Source organism: Marinobacter sp. B-21 (assembly GCF_056857895.1).
Genome location: NZ_JBSXNZ010000085.1, coordinates 1 through 16,606, shown reverse-complemented (window position 1 = coordinate 16,606; position 16,606 = coordinate 1). Strand labels below are relative to the sequence as shown.

Sequence of the window (16,606 nt, the reverse complement as noted above, 5' to 3'; positions counted from 1 at the left end):
CAAGCGCCGCAAACAGCGCCACACGCGGGAAAGTTCCTTTTATGACAAGAGGTTACAGAGCCGGATTCAATGAAATGGTGAGATTACGAAAAAGAAAAGAAGTAAAATCAAACACCTGCAAAAAGATCTAAAGAAGACAAGTGAGGTTTAAGATTTTTTGGCTATAAAAGACATCTGTTGAGAATGACAGACTTCACATGAAGGGAATAAAAAAGTGAGCTCGCCGATAAGCCGGGTTCTGTCTTGGACAGTCATTCATCTAGGGCCTGCGTCACCACAGGCCTCAAGCAACCTACCCGAATCCAGCGCGGGCCACGCCATTGGATTCCTATTTGGTCTTGCTCCAGGTGGGGTTTACCATCGCCGTGGACTGTTGCCAGCCACGCGGTGCGCTCTTACCGCACCGTTTCACCCTTACCGTCGCCCGAAGGCGCTTAGGCGGTCTGCTTTCTGTTGCACTTTCCGTCGGCTCGCGCCGCCCAGGCGTTACCTGGCACCTTGCCCTGTGGAGCCCGGACTTTCCTCCCCCGGTGAAACCGGCGGCGACTGTCTGGCGAGCTCGGCCGTGACAATACTCCTGCGCCTACAGCCTTGCAAGAGAAACTGCCACGGGCACTCAACCATCTTTCAGCGCCAGCGCCCGCCGATAAAGCTCGTTCCTTGAAAGCCCGGTCAATTCGGCGGCCATCTTCGCCACCTTCTTTACCGGCAATTCCGCCAGCAGCACCTTCAGCACCCGATCAACATCCAGAGTCGCCGCATCGCTATCGTCAGCGCGAGGTTCGGCACCACGGATCATCACCACAAACTCACCACGGGTGCCATGGGGGTCCTGCTCCAGCTCGGCCAGAACCTCGTGCACCGCGCCTGAATAGAAGGTCTCGAAAGTCTTGGTGATTTCCCGGCCCAGCACCATCTCCCGGTCAGGCCCCAGAACCTCGGCGATATCCCGCACGGATTCGAGGATCCGGTGGGGCGATTCGTAAAAGACGAGGGTCGCAACTTCACTGGAGAGAGACTCAAGACTCGCGCGGCGGCCGGAACGCTTTGCGGGAAGAAATCCCACAAACAGGAACCGGTCTGTGGGCAACCCGGCGGCACTCAACGCGGTCACCAGAGCACAGGCACCCGGAATGGGACTGACCACGAATCCGGCGGCTCTGGCCTCACGGACCAGAACATAGCCCGGATCGGAGATCAGCGGAGTGCCGGCATCGGAAATCAGGGCCACATCCCGCCCCGCTTCAAGTTCCGCCAGCAAGCTGGCAGCACGGTCTTTTTCGTTGTGATCGTGCAGCGCAACCAGCCGCTTCTGAATGCCCAGATGATTCAGCAGCCGGCCACTGTGCCTTGTATCCTCAGCGGCTACCACATCAACACCGGCCAGGACCCTGGTTGCGCGCGGAGACATATCGTCCAGATTACCAATCGGCGTAGCAACAATAAAAAGCGTTCCGCCTGAAGCACCTTCCCGGCTCACCCCAGAGGGGAAATCACTGACCACATTTTTCAAAGTGCCTGCCTCATTGATGGGAACCCCCGGACCGTGACAGTTACGTCATGTGAATTCAGCCCGGAGCTGTTAAACTTGCCACCGTTAGTCTGGCGCCACAAGCCCAATAATCCGGAGTATATCGAGCTTGCCATGATAGAGACCCGCATCCATAAACGAGCCCTGGCCAGCGTTCTTGCCGCCGCCCTTTTTTCCGCCGGTTGTGCCAGCGTCAATCTTGATTCGCACATTGCGCAAACTGCCGATCAGGCCCTTGAAATGGCCAGCAGGGAAGACAACCTCGAGACGGCCCAGGCCTACCTGCTCAGAATTGCCAGCCGGTTCCAGGATCAGGGCGACCACGCGGCAGCCCGAACGCTACTCCAAAGTGAGCGGCTGGCGCAAGCTGCACCGGCACTTGAAAACCAGAAACTGCTCCTGTCCATGGCAAGCGCAACGGCGCTTGCCGATAAATCCTGGGCAAAAGAACTTGCCAGTGGGATGTCACCTTCGGATTTCATCGACTACCCGGCAGACCTGATGGCGCGGGCAGCAAATCTGCAAGCCGACACCTTCGCACTTGCAGAAAACCCGTTGTCCGCGGCCATGACCCTCATATTGCTGGCCCAGACCGACAATACTGCCGATGCACAGCAAATTCATGACCGGGTCTGGTCATTTCTGGAGCAAGTACCTGATGGCCAGCTGGATTCCGCCTCAGCGGATGCAATCGGCTATGAGGCCCAAGGCTGGCTGGAGCTGGCAAGGATTGTACGAGCACCCGATATCGGCATCGATGAACAGGGTCGGATCATACGCGGCTGGCAGAACAACTGGCCGGGCCATCCCGCCGCGCAGGTGCTGCCGTCCGACCTGCGGCTGATCGCGACACTTGCCGACAGCCGACCCGAGAAAATCGCTCTGGCGCTGCCCCTTAAAGGCCCGCTGGCAACAGCAGGGAAAGCGATTCGGGACGGTTTTCTTGCCGCCTACTACCTGGACGACTCCGCTAATCGCAGTAAAACCGATATCCGGATCTTTGACACCTCCGCAACACCGTTCAGCGAACTGTATCGCGAGCTTTCAGAACAGGACATTGATCTGGTGGTCGGCCCTCTTGAGAAAGAGGCCCTCGCCGGACTTGGTTCCATGAACACTCTTCCGATACCGGCTCTGGGACTGAATTACCTGCCATCCGGCACCCAGGCACCGGACGGCCTCTACCAGTTTGGCCTGTCAGCCGAAGATGAAGCGCGCCAGATAGCCGACAGACTGTTGGCCGAAGGGCTGCGTCAGGTGTTGGTACTTATTCCCCAAGGCGAGTGGGGCGACCGCGTGGAACAAGCGCTCCTGCAGCGGATCGCCGCCTCTGATGGTGTTGCCCTGGATATCGAACGCTTCTTCAGGGAAGACAATCTCAGGGCCGTGACAGCCGACCTGCTTGGCATTACCGTATCCCGTGACCGGGCCATCCAGGTCGAACGCACCATTGGTATAAACGTTGAATTCGAGCCCCGCCGTCGTCAGGATGCGGACGCCATCGTCATGGTGGCAGAGGCCACGGTCGCGCGCCAGTTCAAGCCGCTGTTTGCCTTCTATTTCGGGGGCGACCTGCCCGTTTATTCGCCCTCCATCATCTACGAAGGCACCCCATCGCCTTCCCGGGACCGTGACCTGAACGGGGTTATTTTCACCGATATTCCCTGGGTTCTCGGGGACGATAGCGAACTTCGCGCAGGGGCCACGGAGATCATGTCAGGCACCCGAGGCCAGCAAGGCCGACTGTTTGCCATGGGCGCAGACGCCTGGCACCTTAGCAAACGGCTACCACTGCTCAGGCAGGTCGACAGCGCCTCGATTGCGGGGCAGACCGGCGTCCTGACCATGACACCGTACGGCAGCATCCACCGGGAACAGCTATGGGCACAATTCCGGAACGGAACGCCGGAACTTCTGCCGAAGCTCACGCCCGGAGTCTCCGACACCTCTTCCCGAAATGTGGCAATGCCGGTCACCAGACAGAATTAAGGAACAATTCAATCGCCATGGATGGCACAAAAGCCCAGGGAAATCACTTCGAAGGCGTTGCGGCTCGCTACCTTGCCAGTCGCGGTGTCCGGATTGTTGAACGTAACGTTTATAATCGCGGCGGTGAGATAGATCTGATCGGCCGGGATGGCGAAACGCTGGTCTTCTTTGAAGTCCGGTACCGGGGGCCCGGCAGCCTCGTCGACCCCGCAAGCTCCATCAATTACCCAAAACAGAAGCGACTGATAAAGGCGGTTTCGTTTTATCTGCACAGGCATGGGCTCTGGAATAGCGTCTCACGAATTGACGTGGTTGCGATCAGCCCGGGTACCGTCAAAAAATACCGGGTACAATGGATCAGGAATGCAATTCTGGCAGGATGGTGATACTGACGATGACCGATACGGAACACCAGATCAATCAGTGGTTCGCAAGCCACATGGAGCACACGGCTCAGGCGGCAAGCACCGCAGGCCCCGCCATTGAGGATGTTGCAGACGCCTTCGTAGCCACCCTGCTCCAGGACGGAAAAATCATCACCTGCGCCAATGGTAACGCCAATATACTGGCCCAGTACTTCTGCACCTCACTCCTGAACAGATTTGAACAGGACAGGCCCGCGCTACCGGCCATCAACCTCGGGGCAGACGCTACTACCTACTCAGCTATCTGTCGGGACAACCGGTTCAACGACACCTTCTCGCGGCAGGTCAGAGCAATCGGCAAGCCCGGAGACCTGCTTTTTGTGATCGTTGACGATGGCCACAAAGCCAACCTCATTCAGGCCATCCAGGCCGCCCACGACCGGGAAATGAGCGTTGTTGTTCTCAGCGCCAGGGAGAAGTCCGACATTACCTCCCTCATGCATCCCGAAGACCACGAGATCGCGCTCAACAACCTGAGCCCAACCGAGGCAACACCCCTGCTACTGTTAATCATTAATGCGCTGTGCGGGCTGATCGACGGCAAGCTTTTCGGAGGATAAAAAAGCCAGCTTGCGCTGGCTTTCTGGAACGGGAAAAACGGCTACTTAACGACCTTGAGCGTCGGCCTTCCTGAGGGCCGATCCTCCTGCCCGGAAGGAGACTGGTCTCCGTCGCGCTCGCGGGTAGTGCCATCAGGATCCGGTGAGCCCGGCTCACTGCCGAACACCATGCCTTCACCATTCTCCTTCGCGTAGACCGCCATAACCGCCTGCAGAGGTATGAACACCTGCATGGGCACACCGCCGAAGCGGGCACTGAACTCCAGCGCACCATTACCGATGACCAGGCCACGAACGGCGCCCGGGCTTATATTCAGAACAATCTGCCCGTTTGCCACATGCTCGGTCGGCACCTGCACACCCTGAATGCCTGCATCCACCACAATGTAGGGCGTACAGTCATTGTCCAGAATCCACTCATTGAAAGCACGTACCAGGTACGGACGGCTGGACGTCATGGTGTTTTTGCTCTCAGCCACTGCCACTCTCCTGCTCCGGCCAGCGGAACGTTTCCAAATCAGCTGCGAATGTCTTCTTCCAGATCAGACAGGCTTGCTTTGAAACCCTCCCGGCTGAAAATGCTGTCCATGTATTTCTGCAGCGGCTTGGCCTGTTTTTCGTCGAGGTCGATACCTAGTGTCGGGAGACGCCATAGAATCGGCGCAATGCAGCAATCCACAATAGTGAACTCTTCGGACAGAAAGAAAGGCATTTCACCGAACAGCGGTGCCGTTGCCAGCAGGCTTTCCCGCAGCTCTTTACGCGCCGTCTCGGAAGCTTTGGCGTTTGGCTGGGCCAGAATCCGGTCAACCAGACCACACCAGTCTTTCTGGATACGATGGATCATCAGCCGGCTGTTGGCTCGGGCGACCGGATAAACCGGCAATAACGGCGGGTGAGGAAAACGCTCGTCGAGGTACTCCATCATGATATTGGGCTCATAAAGCACCAGATCACGATCCACCAGCGTCGGCAGGGCGTTGTATGGGTTCAGATCGGCCAGTTCGGCCGGCGGATTGTCCGGGTCCACATTAACGATATCAACGGTAACACCCTTCTCTGCCAGAACAATACGCACCCTGTGACTGTAATGACTGGCCGGATCCGAGAAAAACGTCATTGATGACCGCTTGGTCACAACGCCCATAGAACTACCTCACGAGTAAACAAACCGAAATGATCCTGAAAAAACGCAAAAATCCAGCGGGCCGGTTATTGCCCGCTGGAACTCAGGGGACGGGATTATACCCTATTTCTCAGTGTACGTCCTTCCAGTACTCACGATTGAGCAGGTAAGCGAACACAAAGAAGATGGCGACAAAGATCAGGACAAAAATCCCCAGGCGCTCACGCTCCAGCTTGACCGGATCGGCCATGTAGGACATGAAGTTGGTCAGGTCGTACATGGCCTGGTCAAACTCGGCGCCTGTCATGCTGCCCTCAATCGCGTACTCAGGACAGACATCGGCGTTATTGATGCTGCCACTAAGCGGCTCGACACTGGCCTCAACACCGATGTGCGGCTCTACAGCGCAAAGCCCCTGAAGCCCAACCAGCGCATGTGGCATACCCACCAAGGGGAACACGACATTATTTACGCCGAACGGACGCGTCTCGTCCTTATAGAAACCACGCAGGTAGGAATAGACCCAGGCTTCACCACGCAGACGGGTTTCCAGGGTCAGGTCAGGCGGCGGCGCACCAAACCAGTCGGCGGCCATGTCCTTGTTCATGGAGTTTTTCATCAGCTCACCGATTTTGGCGCCAGTGAAGATCAGATTCGCCTCATAAAGCTCAGCCGGGATCTCCAGATCGTCGGCCACTCGCTTGTAGCGGGCGTATTCCATGGAATGACACCCCATGCAGTAGTTGGTGAATGTAGCTACACCACGCTGCAGAGACGCCTTATCAGAGTGATCTGACTCAAACGCGTCGAGAGACGCAGCACCTCCGGCTGCCAGCCCCAAGGCCGGCAGGAATGCGATGAAAAGACCAAAGATCAGCTTTCTCATTATCCTGTCACCCTCTCTGGAACTGGCTTGGTTTTCTCAATGCGCGTGTAGAACGGCATCAGAATGAAATAGAGGAAGTATACCGCCGTCAGAATCTGGGCGACCATCGTGCGCCCCTCGGTCGCCGGCACCAGCCCAAGGTAGCCGAGCACAACGAAGCTCACTGCAAAAGCCGCAAGCGCAATCTTGCTCAGCCAGCCCTTGTAACGGATGGAGCGAACCGGGCTCCTGTCAAGCCACGGCAGGACAAACAGAATCGCAATGGCGCCACCCATCACAACCACACCCCAGAACTTCGCCGGCAAACCGAACAACTCCATGGTGACCGCACGCAGCATGGCGTAGAACGGCGTGAAGTACCACACAGGAGCGATATGCGCAGGAGTCTTGAGCGGATTGGCGGGCTCAAAGTTTGGCTTCTCCAGGAACAGGCCACCCACTTCCGGAAAATAGAAGACTACGACAAAGAAGATGAAGAAGAAGACCGCCACGCCGAGCAGGTCATGGACCGAATAGTAAGGGTGAAACGGAATGCCGTCTTTAGGAATGCCGTTCTCGTCCTTGTTCTTCTTGATTTCGATACCGTCGGGGTTATTCGATCCGACTTCGTGCAGCGCCAGTATATGCAGCACCACAAGAGCCAGCAGTACGATCGGCAAGGCAACCACGTGCAGTGCAAAGAAGCGGTTAAGCGTTATGCCGGAAATCAGGTAATCTCCGCGAACCCACAGGGACAGGTCGTCACCGATCACCGGAATCGCGCCGAACAGGTTAACGATAACCTGAGCGCCCCAGTAGGACATCTGCCCCCAGGGCAGCAGATAACCCATGAAAGCCTCAGCCATCAGCGCCAAATAGATCAGCATGCCAAACAGCCAGATCAATTCACGGGGCTTTTGGTATGAGCCATACATCAGGCCCCGGAACATGTGGAGATACACCACAATGAAGAACGCGGACGCACCGGTGGAGTGCAGATAGCGAAGCAGCCACCCCCACTCAACATCCCGCATGATGTACTCGACGGAGGCGAACGCACCTTCCGAGGTCGGGTTGTAGCTCATGGTCAGCCAGATACCGGTAACCAACTGGTTGACCAGCACCAACATGGCCAGGGAACCAAAGAAGTACCACGCATTAAAGTTTTTCGGCGCGTAATACTTGGCAAGGTGTTTGTTCCAGGCGTCAACAATTGGCAGACGCTCGTCTACCCAACTAATCAGCTTTTGCATTACGCTGCCTCCGGATCAAGACCAATCGTGACGGTCGCGTCATCGTCGAAGCGATAAGGCGGAATCTCGAGGTTAAGGGGGGCAGGCTGCGACAGGTAAACCCGGCCCGCCATGTCGTAGCGGGACCCGTGGCAGGGGCAGAACAGGCCACCCAGCCATTTCTCGCCCAGATCGGCCGGCGCGATTTCCGGACGATACGCTGGAACACAACCGAGATGAGTGCAGATAGCAACCATCACGGCAATTTCCGGCTTCAGGGAGCGGAAAGTGCCATCCGTGATATACTCAGGCTGCTGGGGCTCTTCCGAATTCGGATCCCGCAGCCGGTCGGTCTGCTTTTTGATATTTGTAAGCATTTCCTCTGTTCGGCGGATAACCCAGACCGGCTTACCCCGCCACTCGACGGTAATCTGCTGACCCGGTTCAACCTTATTGACATTGACGGTTACCGGTGCACCTGCTGCTTCCGCTTTGGCACTGGGATTCCAGGATGCCACGAAAGGAACGGCCGCACCGACGACGCCGACACCACCCACCACAGACGTAGCACCGATCAGAAACCGGCGCCGGCCTTGGCTTACGTCGCCATTACTCATTATGGTTTTCTCCCATCAGGCGATGTCACAGCCGGCAATTCCGCCGGCAATGTGCATCTAAAAGGACTTCACAACCCAAAAATATAAGCGAACAAATGGTAATGAAATTACCAGGGGCTTACAAGTCGGAAAGCCACGACTGGCGCCTTATCCCTGCTCCAGATCAATTTGCTGGCAAATCATCCGAACATAAAAAAACCCGACCGAAGGGGCCGGGTTTTTCAGGATCTGCTCCAGCAATATTAACGCTTGGAGTACTGAGGACGCTTACGCGCCTTGCGCAGACCCACTTTCTTACGCTCAACTTCACGGGCGTCACGGGTAACATAACCCGCTTTGCGCAGAGCTGGGCGCAGAGTTTCATCATAATCCATCAGTGCCCGGGTTAGGCCGTGGCGAATCGCGCCAGCCTGGCCACTGATACCACCACCCTTAACGGTGATGTTGAGATCGAAACGATCGGTAGATTCAGCAACCACAAGCGGCTGACGAACGATCATGCGCAGAGTCTCACGACCGAAGAAATCTTCGATAGAGCGACCATTGATGGAAATATTACCGCTTCCCGGCTTGATAAAGACTCGAGCCGTGGATGTCTTGCGGCGACCAGTACCGTAATTTTGTGCTACAGACATATCCGCCTTCCGTTAAATGTCGAGTTCTTTGGGCTGCTGGGCTGCGTGAGGATGCTCAGCGCCGGCATAGATTTTCAGCTTCTTGAACATGGCGCGGCCGAGCGGACCCTTCGGAAGCATGCCTTTGACAGACTTCTGAATAATTTGCTCGGGCGCCTTGTCGACCAGCTTCTCGAAGTTGATGGACTTGATTCCACCCGGAAAGCCGGTGTGACTATAGTACATCTTGTCAAATGCCTTGTTGCCAGTCACCCGCACCTGGCCCGCATTGATCACAACAATGTAATCGCCAGTGTCTACATGGGGGGTGTACTCAGGCTTATGCTTGCCCCGCAGACGACGGGCGATTTCGGTTGACAGACGACCCAGCGTCTTGCCGGCTGCGTCTACAACGTACCAGTCACGCTTTACTGTTTCTGGTTTCGCACTCAGAGTCTTCATTGATTCCGCCTTGAACGCTATATAAGAAACGTTAAAAACCACCACCGGTAAATGCTTTGCATCCGGAGGGGTCTCTATACCTGTTAGTTGGTCGGCAGTGACACTATTCGGGGCTGAGATAGTGACATCGCCTTGAAAAGCCAGGGCGCGAAGTATACTCGAACCACCCGGGAAATCCAACCCTGTCTCGCGCTGTTTCGTTATTCCCCTATACCGGCAGCGGGCCACCCGTATAATCTCGACACATTACCCTTTAGCGCCAGCGCCAGCGCTTCCGGTTCCACCCCCCGGATTTCTGCCAGAATGTCCAGAATTTGCGGCAGATAGACCGGAGAATTCCGCCCCGGCCGGACGCCTTCAGGTGCCATATCCGGTGCGTCTGTCTCGAGCACCAGGGATTCAGTTGGCAGCCTTGCAATGGCATCGCGGGTCTTGCGCGCCCGGGGATGGGTAATCACTCCGCCAACCCCTATGAAACAGCCCAGATCGACCAGCTTTTCCGCCTGCTGAAAGCTTCCGGAAAAACCGTGAATCAAGGCCCGACCACTCCACTGCCTGCGATTGAGCAGGCCGTGCACCTCATCATGGGTTTTAACCGAGTGAATAACCAGCGGCATATTCAGTTCGGACGCCAGACTCACCTGAGCCTCAAACCAGGGCCATTGAGCCTCAAGGCTTCCCCTGAGCCGGTCCAGCCCGCACTCGCCGATTGCGACACAACGCTCGGGCTTACTCGCCAGCAACTGCTCAAGCGCAACGAGGTCTTGCCCGGAATGCTCATCCACAAACCACGGGTGAATCCCCAGACAGTAAAACAGACCCTCATGGGCCAGCGCTGTTCGCCGAACCCTGCCCCAGTCCGGTCGGCGCACACCAGGTATGACCAAACGACTGACACCGCGGGAGCGAGCCCGCTCAAGCTCCGTCTCGCGACGGCCGTCAAACTGTGGAAAATCGAAATGGCAGTGGGCGTCGATCAGTTGCAAAGTCACCTCCGCCCAGGCGCCTTCAGTGCTCCCGGGTCTTGTGGAACTGTATGTCGGGGTACCGTTCTTGGGCCAGATTCAGGTTTACCATGGTCGGGGCAATATAGGCCAGCCGGTCGCTGCCATCGAGCGCCAGGTTGTCGTTGTTCTTGCGCTGGAACTCATCGAGTTTTCGCTCGTCATTGCAGGTCACCCAGCGGGCAGTGGCCACATTAATCGGCTCATAGACGGCCTCGACCTTGTATTCGCTTTTCAGACGACTGACCACCACATCAAACTGCAACACACCTACCGCACCCACAATAAGATCGTTGTTACGGAGCGGCCTGAAGACCTGAACGGCGCCCTCCTCGGACAGCTGTATCAGGCCCTTCTGGAGCTGCTTGGCCTTGAGCGGATCCTTGAGTCGGATACGGCGGAACAGTTCCGGAGCGAAATTCGGAATCCCGGTAAATTTCATGTCTTCGCCGGCGGTGAACGTATCACCCAGCTGAATGGTGCCGTGATTGTGCAGGCCAATAATGTCGCCCGCAAAGGCCTCTTCGGCGTGTTCCCGATCACCGGCCATAAAAGTCAGTGCGTCGGAAAAACGCACCTCTTTGCCGATGCGCACATGACGGGCCTTCATACCCTGACTGTAGTTACCGGATACGATGCGGAGGAACGCCACACGGTCTCGGTGCTGGGGATCCATGTTTGCCTGGATCTTGAACACAAATCCCGAAAACCCGTCTTCGGCCGGCTGCACCAGCCTCTGGTCGGTTTCCCGGGGCTGCGGCTCCGGCGCCCACTCCACCAAACCGTCCAGCATGTGGTCGACGCCGAAGTTGCCCAAAGCGGTACCAAAGAATACCGGTGTCAGCTCACCTGCGAGAAAGGCTTCCTGATCAAATTGATGGGAAGCGCCCTTGACCAGCTCGATTTCATCCCGCAAGTCTTCGGCGTATGCCCCAACCGCCTGTTCCAGCTCCGGGTTATCCAGCCCTGCGATAACCCGTTTTTCCTGAATGGTGTGGCCCTGACCGGATTGATAAAGAATCACCTCATCCCGGAGCAGGTGGTAAACGCCCTTGAAGCTCTTGCCCATTCCGATCGGCCAGGTAATTGGCGCGCAGGCAATTTTCAGAATATCCTCAACTTCGTCCATCAACTCCACCGGATCCCGGGTATCCCGGTCCAGCTTGTTCATGAAGGTAATAATGGGGGTGTCACGCAAACGCGTGACTTCCATCAGCTTGATGGTCCGTTCCTCAACGCCCTTGGCACTGTCGATCACCATCAGGCAGGAATCGACCGCCGTCAGGGTACGATACGTATCTTCGGAAAAATCCTCATGACCCGGCGTATCCAGCAGGTTCACCAGCTTGCCACCATAGGGAAACTGCATGACCGATGTGGTCACGGAAATACCACGCTCTTTCTCCATTTCCATCCAGTCCGACTTGGCATGCTGGCCGGACTTCTTTCCTTTGACGGTACCGGCCTTCTGAATCGCCTGGCCGAATAACAGGACCTTCTCGGTAATGGTGGTTTTACCGGCGTCCGGGTGCGAGATAATCGCGAAGGTGCGGCGCTTGGCCACTTCCTGGGAAAGGTTAGACATAGTCGGAGAGCAACCTGAATCTGATGTTCTGGAAAAGGCCGCTATTATAGGGCCTAACCAGCTGTTACGCGAACACAAGCAATGCCGGTCACTGGCCGAGGCCAAGAACCATCACCCGGGCATCCTCCCGGCCATTGGCTGAAGGGTAGTACCCGGGGCGACGCCCTATTTCCCTGAAACCCTCATCTTCATAGAGCGCTATGGCAGCTTTGTTGCTGGCTCGCACTTCCAGTAAAAGCTGTGACATGCCTTCATGGGACGCGGCAGCGAGCACATGCCTCAGAAGCTGTCGGCCGACTCCCTTGCCACGAACTCGGGGGTGCATGCAAATATTCAGGAGGTGCGCCTCGCCGACCACGTAGGTGACAACCGCGTATCCCACAAGCGATTCGCCCTGACAGGCTGCCCAGAAGCGATAACTGTCCTTGAAACAGTCGAGGAATACCGCTTCGCTCCACGGATAAGAATAACCCTGCAGCTCAATATCCAATACCGCGGTGATGTCCTCTGGCACCAGCGGCCGAAACAGAAGGTCTGCCTCCATCACGCACTGGTAAGGCTCCGGACAGGGCATCAGCGGCCTGCCATAGCCTTGAGCTGATGCCAGAGCGAACGCTTCATAGCGGGATCGCCGGCAAGTTCAGCGAGAGAGTGCTGGAAATTAACCGTTATATCGCGCCCCAGGGCTTCTGCCAGCCAATCTTTTCCGGTCTCGGCCTCGGTTCCCAGCACAACAACTTTCTGGTGATCCAGCCCGGACAGGACATTGCGCATCACCTCAACAAGGTCACCGGTAGAATTTCCGGGAACCAGAAGATTATTGAACACGGGCCAGCGCACGTGGCCCAAAACCCGCCCCCCCTGTTCGCCCAGACTCTTGAGAATGTTCAGCGCCAGGGTTTCCTGGAGCCGGGTACTGGCTTCGGCCGATATGGCTGCTATGAGGGCAACATTATCGCCGGCCAGGAGCATCAGGCTTATATTTCTGACCGGGTTCTCCGGAACTCCTGCGACAACCTCACCTGCAGGCTCTGGTTGCGGCGAATTCTGGTCCGCACCCACCGGAGATTCCTGTTCCGGAGACTCAGACGCAGGCTTCTCCAAAGCCCCGGTACCGCCCTCCATCAACGCCTGCAGATCGGCAATTCGTGCGGCACCCTGATTGCGGTTCCTGACCGACGGCACTGACCGGGCCGTTTTTCCGGAAACCCCGCACGGGCGAGAGGCAGGCTCGGAAATTTCCAGCGGAACCTCCGCAACAGCTGCCTCTTCCGGGAATTCAAATTCCGGACTCGGCGCCGCACCAGGCAGTGGCTGGCGGGCATACCATACACGGATGCCTGCCGCTCCCAGATAGAACTGGCGCTCTGCTTCTGACCTAATCATTGAGCTCGCCTGTGGTTTCCAAGCAGTTGTAAAACTTCAGACATCCGCTACCTGTGGATGTTGCCGAATGCCGCCTTTGCTGATCAGATTAAGGGCTTCAATGTAGGCCTTTGCAGAAGCGATGATGATATCGGTATCGGCCCCAACGCCGTTAACGATCCGACCGCCCCGCTCAAGACGCACCGTTACCTCGCCCTGGGCGTCGGTACCACTGGTGATATTGTTGACGGAATAAAGCTGGAGGTTGCATCCGGAGTCCACCAGGGACTCAATGGCCTTGAACGTGGCATCTACAGGGCCGCTGCCTTCGGCTTCCACCTTGTGCTCTTTGCCATCCATCGTCAGTGTGAGATTTGCCTTGGGAACCACGCCGGTTTCCGAACAGACCTGCATACAGACCAGACCGTAACGGCCATCTTCCTCCTTCTGGCGGGTATCACTGGCGATCGCCTGCAGATCTTCATCGAAAATCTCGTGTTTCAGGTCCGCCAGAGCCTTGAACCGCGTGAACGCCTCATTCAGCTCTGTCTCGGTTTCGAACTGGATACCCAGCTCAAGTAACCGCGTGCGGAAGGCATTTCGGCCGGAATGCTTACCCAATACCAGACTGTTGGTGTGCCAGCCCACATCCTGGGCACGCATGATTTCATAGGTCTCACGATGCTTGAGAACACCATCCTGATGAATGCCGGACTCATGGGCAAAGGCATTGGCGCCGACAATGGCCTTGTTGGGCTGAACGGGGAAACCGGTGATGGTCGAGACCAGGCGCGAAGCCGGGACAATATGTTGTGCCTCGATTCGGGTATCGATATGGAACAGATCCTGACGGGTACGAACGGCCATCACAACCTCTTCCAAAGCAGCGTTACCGGCACGCTCACCCAAACCATTTATGGTGCATTCTACCTGGCGAGCTCCCTGGGAAACAGCGGCCAGCGAGTTGGCCACGGCAAGGCCGAGATCGTTGTGACAATGCACCGAGAAAATCGCCTTATCGGCATTGGGAATGCGATTCAGGAGCTGACGAATGGTTTCGCCAAACTGTTCGGGAATCGCATAGCCCACGGTATCCGGGATGTTAATGGTGCGGGCTCCGGCGTCTATCGCCGCCTCAATGATACGACACAGAAAATCAAGCTCGGAACGGCCGGCGTCTTCGCAGGAAAACTCCACATCGTCCACGTGGCTACGGGCTCTCTTTACTGCCCGCACAGCCTGCCCGACAACATCGTCTGGCTGCATCTGGAGCTTGTGCTTCATGTGGATTGGAGAGGTGGCAATGAAGGTATGAATACGGCCACGCTCGGCCGGTCTGATCGCCTCGGCGGCACGGTCGATGTCATTATCAAGCGCCCGGGCAAGGCTACAGACCGTTGAGTCTTTTATCGACTCGGCGATTGATTTCACCGCCTCGAAATCACCCTGACTGGCAATGGCAAAACCCGCCTCTATAACGTCAACGCGAAGCCTTTCCAGCGCTTTGGCAATACGGAGCTTCTCCGCCTTGTTCATGGTGGCGCCGGGGCTTTGCTCACCATCACGGAGCGTTGTATCGAAGATAACCAAATGCTCAGTTGCAGACATAAGCCCCTCTGTCAGGAACACCAAAGAATAGGAATTAACGGGAGTATATCACTCTGTTCAGGTCAGTTGCCTGCATCGCTCCAGAGGACGCAGCAGTTACGCCCGGCATTCTTGGCCCGGTAGAGGGCCTGGTCCGCCCGGGAAATCAACCAGTCCAAGGCGATCCCGGCGCCCTCGCTGACCGCAAGCCCTACCGAGATTGTCGGCCGGAGCCCGTCGCAAACTTCACCATGATCGATGGAAACCACGGCTTTTCGCAACCGCTCGGCCACCTCAAGCGCCTGCACTGTACCATTTTCCGGAATCAGGGCCGCAAATTCCTCCCCACCCAACCGGCCCAATACGTCGTATTCCCGCAATTCCTTGCTGAGAGCCGCAGTGATGTTACACAGCACACAATCGCCGACCTGATGACCATACTCATCATTTACCAGCTTGAAAAAGTCCACATCGATCACCAACAGGGCACAGTCCCTGCCTGCGCGGCGACAGCGGCTCACTTCCTGCTGGGCAAGGCGCAGAAAGTTGCGGCGGTTATTAATGCCGGTGAGATCATCGGTATTGGCCTGCGTGCTCAGCTTGGCTGTGAGTCTCTCCAACTTGCGCTCTATACGTTTCTGCTCGGTGATATCTGTAAAGAAAGTGAACATCTCGCCGCCTTCGGTAAGCTGCTCGGTAAGCTGCACCCAGCGTCCATCCAACATATCTGTTTGAAAGGAACGGTAGCGATGGCGACGGCGCTTTTGGTGGGCCATGGCCAGCCACTGTTCAATGTCGTCAGTTTCAATATTTATCCCGACATGCTCTCGATAGCAGTGGCGCACCAGCTCTTCAAAGGTTTTACCCTGGGCCTGCTGCGGCGTTAAGCCAAATAATGCGGCGTTGGCGCTGTTGGAGAAGATGAGACGGTCGTCCGGGTCAAAGATGCCAATCCCGTCTGCGGTAATTTCCATGGCCTCGAGCAGCAGCCTGAGAGTTTTCTCTGACAGGCCGGCACTAATACCGCCTGCTTCACAGTCGATACCGCCAGGACCTTTCTTCGGACTGCATGGCATTGACAGCATGCCCTTCAGGATAAAAAGTGGCCAGAATCTTAATCAAGACTCCTCCCAAACTATATAGTATACGATAGCAAATGGCGCGTAACGCTTTGTGTCCCCGGGTTTCCCGGGCCTACCCGAAACTCTGGGGCGAAGAGACAGCGCAGATCACGATGAGGGCATGCGACTGCTCAAGAAGCTCTATCTAAAAGTGCCTTGGCTGACTCCGTGCCTTCGGCCACCACTGTCTCGCAGCTAATAAAAAACCCCAGCACCTTGCGGTACTGGGGTTTTGTATTAGGAGCCTGACGATGACCTACATTGCTCAGGCCTGCGGCGTGCGTGGCACGCCTTGTCACATGGGGGCCGTTGTAGTGCACAGCAGGGCCTCGATCCAAAACAAAAAAGCCCCGGCAGCTATTGCTGTCGGGGCTTGTTTATATTAGGAGCCTGACGATGACCTACTCTCACATGGGCAACGCCACACTACCATCGGCGCTGGTCTGTTTCACTTCTGAGTTCGGGATGGGATCAGGTGGTTCCAGACCGCTATGGTCGTCAGGCAAAACGGTTGATCACTGGG

General features: G+C 56.6%; 17 protein-coding genes, 1 rRNA gene and 1 other RNA gene. 3 read left to right on the top strand and 16 right to left on the bottom strand.

Translation table 11 applies throughout. The features are described from left to right. Positions 1-211: 211 nt before the first annotated feature. Together rnpB and rsmI are read right to left on the bottom strand one after the other, a co-directional pair. Positions 212-562: RNase P RNA component class A (gene rnpB / locus AC13C0_RS15045), an RNA gene on the bottom strand. A gap of 54 nt (positions 563-616) precedes the next feature. Further along, positions 617-1,513 carry a 16S rRNA (cytidine(1402)-2'-O)-methyltransferase gene (gene rsmI, locus AC13C0_RS15040; RefSeq protein ID WP_117619617.1) on the bottom strand — a complete coding sequence of 299 codons (897 nt, stop codon included), beginning with the start codon at positions 1,511-1,513 and terminating at the stop codon, positions 617-619. 75 nt (positions 1,514-1,588) lie between these two features. On the opposite strand from rsmI, the gene AC13C0_RS15035 reads away from it, so the two are divergent. Genes AC13C0_RS15035 through AC13C0_RS15025 form a run of 3 tightly spaced genes read left to right on the top strand, consistent with a single transcriptional unit; the run spans position 1,589 to position 4,505 of the window. After that, positions 1,589-3,520 carry a penicillin-binding protein activator gene (locus AC13C0_RS15035; protein ID WP_341581400.1) on the top strand — a complete coding sequence of 644 codons (1,932 nt, stop codon included), beginning with the start codon at positions 1,589-1,591 and terminating at the stop codon, positions 3,518-3,520. A gap of 17 nt (positions 3,521-3,537) precedes the next feature. Continuing rightward, positions 3,538-3,906 carry a YraN family protein gene (locus tag AC13C0_RS15030; RefSeq protein WP_117619615.1) on the top strand — a complete coding sequence of 123 codons (369 nt, stop codon included), beginning with the start codon at positions 3,538-3,540 and terminating at the stop codon, positions 3,904-3,906. Between the two features lie 8 nt (positions 3,907-3,914). Continuing rightward, positions 3,915-4,505 (top strand): D-sedoheptulose-7-phosphate isomerase, encoded by a 591-nt coding sequence (locus AC13C0_RS15025; protein ID WP_117620441.1) that lies wholly within the window; start codon positions 3,915-3,917, stop codon positions 4,503-4,505. 41 nt (positions 4,506-4,546) lie between these two features. Here the strand turns inward: AC13C0_RS15025 and AC13C0_RS15020 are convergent, their stop codons facing one another. From AC13C0_RS15020 to rrf, 14 genes are all read right to left on the bottom strand, one after another. Next, the gene (locus tag AC13C0_RS15020) at positions 4,547-4,963 is read right to left on the bottom strand and encodes a ClpXP protease specificity-enhancing factor (RefSeq protein ID WP_227539560.1); all 417 of its coding nucleotides are present in this window, start codon (positions 4,961-4,963) and stop codon (positions 4,547-4,549) included. A 59-nt stretch (positions 4,964-5,022) separates the two neighbouring features. Further along, positions 5,023-5,652, bottom strand: coding sequence for a glutathione S-transferase N-terminal domain-containing protein (locus tag AC13C0_RS15015; RefSeq protein WP_117619613.1), 630 nt, complete (start codon positions 5,650-5,652; stop codon positions 5,023-5,025). Positions 5,653-5,761: 109 nt separating this feature from the next. After that, positions 5,762-6,517: a cytochrome c1 gene (locus AC13C0_RS15010; RefSeq protein ID WP_117619612.1), complete on the bottom strand. Its 756-nt coding sequence runs from the start codon at positions 6,515-6,517 to the stop codon at positions 5,762-5,764. Further along, positions 6,517-7,749, bottom strand: a complete 1,233-nt coding sequence (locus AC13C0_RS15005) for a cytochrome b (protein ID WP_341581399.1) — start codon at positions 7,747-7,749, stop codon at positions 6,517-6,519. The genes AC13C0_RS15010 and AC13C0_RS15005 overlap by 1 nt, the downstream gene beginning before the upstream one ends. Then, the gene (gene petA / locus AC13C0_RS15000; protein WP_341581398.1) at positions 7,749-8,345 is read right to left on the bottom strand and encodes a ubiquinol-cytochrome c reductase iron-sulfur subunit; all 597 of its coding nucleotides are present in this window, start codon (positions 8,343-8,345) and stop codon (positions 7,749-7,751) included. Before petA ends, AC13C0_RS15005 begins: the two co-directional genes overlap by 1 nt. 242 nt (positions 8,346-8,587) lie before the next feature. Further along, positions 8,588-8,980, bottom strand: coding sequence for a 30S ribosomal protein S9 (rpsI, locus tag AC13C0_RS14995; protein ID WP_117619609.1), 393 nt, complete (start codon positions 8,978-8,980; stop codon positions 8,588-8,590). Between the two features lie 12 nt (positions 8,981-8,992). Beyond that, positions 8,993-9,421 (bottom strand): 50S ribosomal protein L13, encoded by a 429-nt coding sequence (gene rplM / locus AC13C0_RS14990; protein WP_341581397.1) that lies wholly within the window; start codon positions 9,419-9,421, stop codon positions 8,993-8,995. 200 nt (positions 9,422-9,621) lie between these two features. After that, complete coding sequence (locus AC13C0_RS14985; protein ID WP_117619607.1) at positions 9,622-10,407, bottom strand: TatD family hydrolase; 786 nt, start codon at positions 10,405-10,407, stop codon at positions 9,622-9,624. Positions 10,408-10,429: 22 nt separating this feature from the next. Continuing rightward, complete coding sequence (gene prfC, locus AC13C0_RS14980) at positions 10,430-12,010, bottom strand: peptide chain release factor 3 (RefSeq protein ID WP_341581396.1); 1,581 nt, start codon at positions 12,008-12,010, stop codon at positions 10,430-10,432. 88 nt (positions 12,011-12,098) lie between these two features. Next, entirely contained in the window at positions 12,099-12,584 is a 486-nt protein-coding gene (gene rimI / locus AC13C0_RS14975; RefSeq protein ID WP_117619605.1) for a ribosomal protein S18-alanine N-acetyltransferase, read from the bottom strand. Then, a complete protein-coding gene (locus AC13C0_RS14970) occupies positions 12,584-13,396 on the bottom strand; it encodes a 2-isopropylmalate synthase (RefSeq protein ID WP_117619604.1) in 813 nt (270 codons plus the stop codon). Before AC13C0_RS14970 ends, rimI begins: the two co-directional genes overlap by 1 nt. A gap of 36 nt (positions 13,397-13,432) precedes the next feature. After that, entirely contained in the window at positions 13,433-14,983 is a 1,551-nt protein-coding gene (locus AC13C0_RS14965) for a 2-isopropylmalate synthase (RefSeq protein WP_117619603.1), read from the bottom strand. A gap of 62 nt (positions 14,984-15,045) precedes the next feature. After that, complete coding sequence (locus AC13C0_RS14960; protein ID WP_162893764.1) at positions 15,046-16,038, bottom strand: GGDEF domain-containing protein; 993 nt, start codon at positions 16,036-16,038, stop codon at positions 15,046-15,048. 433 nt (positions 16,039-16,471) lie between these two features. Continuing rightward, a 5S ribosomal RNA gene (gene rrf / locus AC13C0_RS14955) occupies positions 16,472-16,586 on the bottom strand. Between the last annotated feature and the right edge of the window lie 20 nt (positions 16,587-16,606).